Source organism: Longimicrobiaceae bacterium (assembly GCA_035696245.1).
Classification (GTDB): domain Bacteria; phylum Gemmatimonadota; class Gemmatimonadetes; order Longimicrobiales; family Longimicrobiaceae; genus DASRQW01.
In genome coordinates this window covers 1-4,086 of record DASRQW010000263.1, presented here as the reverse complement: position 1 = coordinate 4,086, position 4,086 = coordinate 1, and the positions used below count along the sequence as shown (strand labels likewise).

General features: G+C 70.6%; 4 protein-coding genes. All 4 read left to right on the top strand.

The annotated features are described in order from the left end of the window. A partial coding sequence (locus tag VFE05_12270; GenBank protein ID HET6230839.1) for a hypothetical protein occupies nucleotides 1-760 on the top strand: 760 nt, incomplete at its 5' end. Nucleotides 761-848: 88 nt separating this feature from the next. Beyond that, nucleotides 849-1,619: a ParA family protein gene (locus tag VFE05_12265; protein ID HET6230838.1), complete on the top strand. Its 771-nt coding sequence runs from the start codon at nucleotides 849-851 to the stop codon at nucleotides 1,617-1,619. Next, on the top strand, nucleotides 1,616-2,716 hold the full coding sequence (locus tag VFE05_12260) for a ParB/RepB/Spo0J family partition protein (GenBank protein ID HET6230837.1): 1,101 nt from the start codon (nucleotides 1,616-1,618) through the stop codon (nucleotides 2,714-2,716). Before VFE05_12265 ends, VFE05_12260 begins: the two co-directional genes overlap by 4 nt. 823 nt (nucleotides 2,717-3,539) lie before the next feature. Then, complete coding sequence (locus tag VFE05_12255) at nucleotides 3,540-3,737, top strand: hypothetical protein (GenBank protein HET6230836.1); 198 nt, start codon at nucleotides 3,540-3,542, stop codon at nucleotides 3,735-3,737. The last annotated feature ends 349 nt before the right edge of the window (nucleotides 3,738-4,086 follow it).

Here is a 4,086-nt window from a genome sequence, read left to right as displayed (position 1 = left end):
CGGCCCCGAGACCATCGAAGCGGTCGCGCACGCGTGGAGGATGACCCGCGAGAAGCCGCCCCGGGAGCGCGCGGACCTCGTGGCAGCGGTGATCCGGTCGGAGGCCGACTCGCGCCCGGGGCGGTGGACCTCCGTCCCGCTGCTGGCCCTGACGCTGGGCGCCGGGTGCGAGGAAGCGTACCGCGACGAGGCCTACCTCGCCGGCGATCCCGTGGGCACCACGGGGACGTTGCGGGCGCTGGCGGAGCGGATGGTGGACGACCCCGGGCTCGCGTCGGCCGGCGCAAGGCTGGGCCTGACTGCGGACGTGCTCGCCGGCCGGCTGCGGGCCGCGGCGGAGCTTCACGCCTGGACGCTTCGTGCGGAGCGGCGGCGGATCGAGGGCCGCGCCAGCGAGGCGATGGAGCGTGTCCACGCCGCGGCGGCGACGCGGCTGCCGCGTGGACGGAGCCCGGTGCCGCCCCCGAGCAGCGCCGCGCTCCGCTGGTGGGTGCTTGCCGCGCCCGAGCACGTCGTGCTGCACATGGCGCGCGGAGCCCGCGGCCCGGCGGGGGCGCTGACCCTCCGTGCGGCGCTGGCAGGTGCCGGGCTCCACTTCCCCGACCTGCCCGATACGGTCGCGCAGACGGTCGCATGGTATCTCGAAGAGCGCGCGCCGAGCGTCCTCGACCTGCCCTCGTTTCCGGGCCGCGGCGACGGGCTCTTCCGGACTCCGCCCGCACAGGCCGCGAGGGCCGGTGTCTGCAGCTCCGACCGCTGACACGCGCGGCGGGCGCCCGGCGCCCGGTGTCTCCCGGTAAGGTGGCCACGCATTTCGCTCATCCCCTCTCACCCACCGCCGCATCTCCATGAAGACGGTCATGGTCGCCTCCACGAAGGGCGGCACCGCGAAGACGACCTCCGTCCTGGCGCTCGCCGCCCTATGGGCGGTGGAGCACGGGCGGCGGGTCGCCGTGTGGGACGGCGACCCGCAGGGCACGCTCACCCGCCAGCTGCGCCGGAACGTCGTGCGGGAACCGTGGGCCGCCGACCCGGTCCCCGCCGGAGTTCCCGAGCTGGAAGAGCGGACGGTGCTGTTCCGGGGCGGGCGGTCCCTCGGCCTCGCGCCGGCGGCGGAGATCCGCCAGTTCTTCGGGCGCCCCGACTGGGAGCCCCGCCTGGACGCGGACCTCGCGATCATCGACACCCCGCCGGGCGGGCTCCTTCACATCCTCGCCGCCGCCGACGTCGCCGACCTCCTGCTCGTGCCCGTGGACACCACTCCGCTCGGCCTGGAGGGCCTGCTGGAGACGCTGGACCTCCTGAAGGTGATCGAGCCGGCCGTCCCCACCCGGGTCCTGCTCACGAGGGTGGTGGCCCGTCGGCGCATCACGCGGGAGATCGCGGAGTTCCTGGACGTGCGCTACCCTGGGCTCCGGCTGGAGACCGGCATCCCCGAGGACGCGCGGGTGCCCGACTCGCACAAGGCGCGGCGCCCGGTGACGCTCGACTCGCCGAAGGAGCGCGCATCGGAGGGCTACCGCGTCGTCGCTGCGCATCTTCTCAGTGTGCTGGCGGGCCTCCGCAGGGTGGAGCACGCGGTGAACACGGAAGCGCTGGCCGCGCGGGTCTCGGCGTGAGCGAGTCCGCAAGCCGAAGAAGCCGCGGCGGAGGCGGGCTCGACTGGCTCGCGCACGACGGCGGGGGCGACGCGGGTGCGGTCATCCGAGAGCAACTCCAGGCGCTCGCAGGTCCACCCGCCGCAGGCGAGGAGGTGAGAGGGATTCCCCACGCGCAGATCGACCCGTCGCCCTACCAGGCGCGGCGCATCTTCGGGGCGGCCGCGATGGCGGAGCTGGAGGGGTCGGTCCGCCGGAACGGGCTGCTGCAGCCGGTCGTCGTGCGACCCCAGCCCGGCGGACGGTACGAGCTGGTCGCGGGGGAGCGCCGCTGGCGCGTGGTCGGCATCCTGGGGTGGGAGGCCATCCCGGCGGTGGTGCGGATGGTGGACGACCTCACCGCGCACCTGCTCGGCCAGGTGGAGAACGACGACCGGCAGGACGTATCCGCGTGGGAGCGGGCGCTGGGATACGTACAGCTGAGGGACCATTTCGCGCGTGAGCGCGGAGCGGTGCCAACGCTCGCTGAGCTGGGGGAGATGCGGGGCGGGGTCGTCAAGTCCACCGTGAGCCGCTATCTCACGATCGGCGACGCCTTTCCGCCTCCCGCGGTCGCACAGGCCAGTCTCGCGGAGGAGGATTTCGCCAGCCTCGCCCTACCCGTGCTGCTGCGGGCCGCCCGCAAGCCGGATGGGCAGCGGTTCGAGATGCTTCGCGCCGTGCTCCACAAGCAGCGCTCGCGTGCAGCGGGGAAGCCGGACGCGCCTCAGCTGAAGGAGAGGACAGCTCCGGCGCGGGGCCGGCGGCAGGCCACGGGCGGCGGGAGCGAAGCGGGGCCAGGGCCAGCGCGGCACGGCTGGCGCCGCTACCTCGCCGATCGGATCATCCGTGTGGAAACCACGATTCCCACGCTGGAGATGAGCCCCGAACAAGCGCGCGCCGCAGGCGAGCGGATCGTTCCTGCCGTAGCCGCGCTTGCTGCTCGCGTCGCAGGTGGCGAAGATCCAGAGGCCCTGCTGCTCGACGGCGACGGCGGCCGCATCGTCTTTCTGCCTGGGAAGCTCCGACCCGCCCAGCTCAACGCATTCCTGGCATTGCGGCGTAGGCTCGGAATCTGAGATGGCCAGTGTCCGCGGACTCCCCCGACGCGCTCACCAAAGCACAGGCTCAAGAGATGGATAGGCAGCGCATCGCGGATGGTGAGCGGGTGACCTGGCGGGCCGAGCGGGGCTCCGAGCGGAGCGGGATAGTTACTGGGCGCTCAGTGCGGACGCGGTACCCCTACTACGCGGTGGTCACGGAAAATGGGCAGGCCTACTACCCAAAAGCGCACGTTCTGGAAGGGGCCAACCCCTGTGCACGCCGGGTCCCGGTGAACGATGTTTCCTAGTGCAGTCACCGAACCGATCGCTTCTTGTGGGATTCCCATCTCACATGTGCCATTTCCAAAACGACAAGTCCATCTCACGTCGCCCCTACACAGCCTGATCCATGTAGCGTGGCCCCTGTGGCCCTCGCTTGCGCTCAGCCCTGCTTCGAAGGGGGCCGAGAAGACGGTGGCGGGCGCCAAAAGGGTACTGACTGGCTCAGTGGTGAGAAAATTGTTCGGCACTACGCATCAGCTGTTGGAGCCGCTCCCGCTGATGGTGGATCCGAATAATTGCCCTGCAGGAACGCGGCATCGAGCGCGTCGGAGGCCGCTTGACCATGACCACGTCCCACTCCGTCGTCATCCCCCGCGAAGGAAGCTCCTTTGAGGCCTTTTCCATCCCCCTAGGACGATTTTTTGAAGCGGAATCTGCTCATGGATGAGGTCGTCGAGTACGTGCTTGGATGCATGGCCGCGCGAGCAAGGCAGGGCCTGGGTCGGCGGGGCGCGTCTGGCGCCGCTACCTATGCGATCGTGCAATACGGGTGGAAACCACGATTCCAGCGAGGGAGATGAGGTCGCACCAGGCGCGCATCGCCGGAGAACGGATCGTCCGCACTGGCGCGCTTGCTGCTTGCGCTGCGGACGCGGAGCGCTCGGCGGCGCTGTTGCTCAGCGGAGTCGGCGGCCAAGTCGTGTTCGTGCCGGAGACACTTGAACCCCTGCAGATCGAAGCATTGGAGACGTTGAAGCGCGAACTAGGGATCTGACGACGCGGCGGGCTCGCAACGGCCAATGCGCGAAGCCGTGCCGGGCGTGCCGCAGGCGACGGTGCTCGGTGTGCTGGGGGGGGACGCTCCTCGAGATCGAGAGCCATGTGGGAGGCAGTGGGGCGCGCGACTGCCGCGTGCGGTGGTGGCAGGTCTATGCCGCTGTCATCCTCCACTGCGAACGGACCGACGGCTCACCTCCGTTGACAGTTATCCAGAGGATGTGTTGAGCACCGCCCCTATAGTTGCTCGACGGGCCGATTTCCGTCGCACACCACACATCCAGCACAGGAGCAGACCCATGTTTCCTAAGAGCCTGCCGGCAAGCGAGGTCGAGGTCGACCGTCGC

Bases quoted from the DNA above. Each gene is read 5' to 3' on its own strand.
- VFE05_12265 (HET6230838.1), top strand. From the start codon at position 849: ATGAAGACGGTCATGGTCGCCTCCACGAAGGGCGGCACCGCGAAGACG.
- VFE05_12255 (HET6230836.1), top strand. From the start codon at position 3,540: ATGAGGTCGCACCAGGCGCGCATCGCCGGAGAACGGATCGTCCGCACT.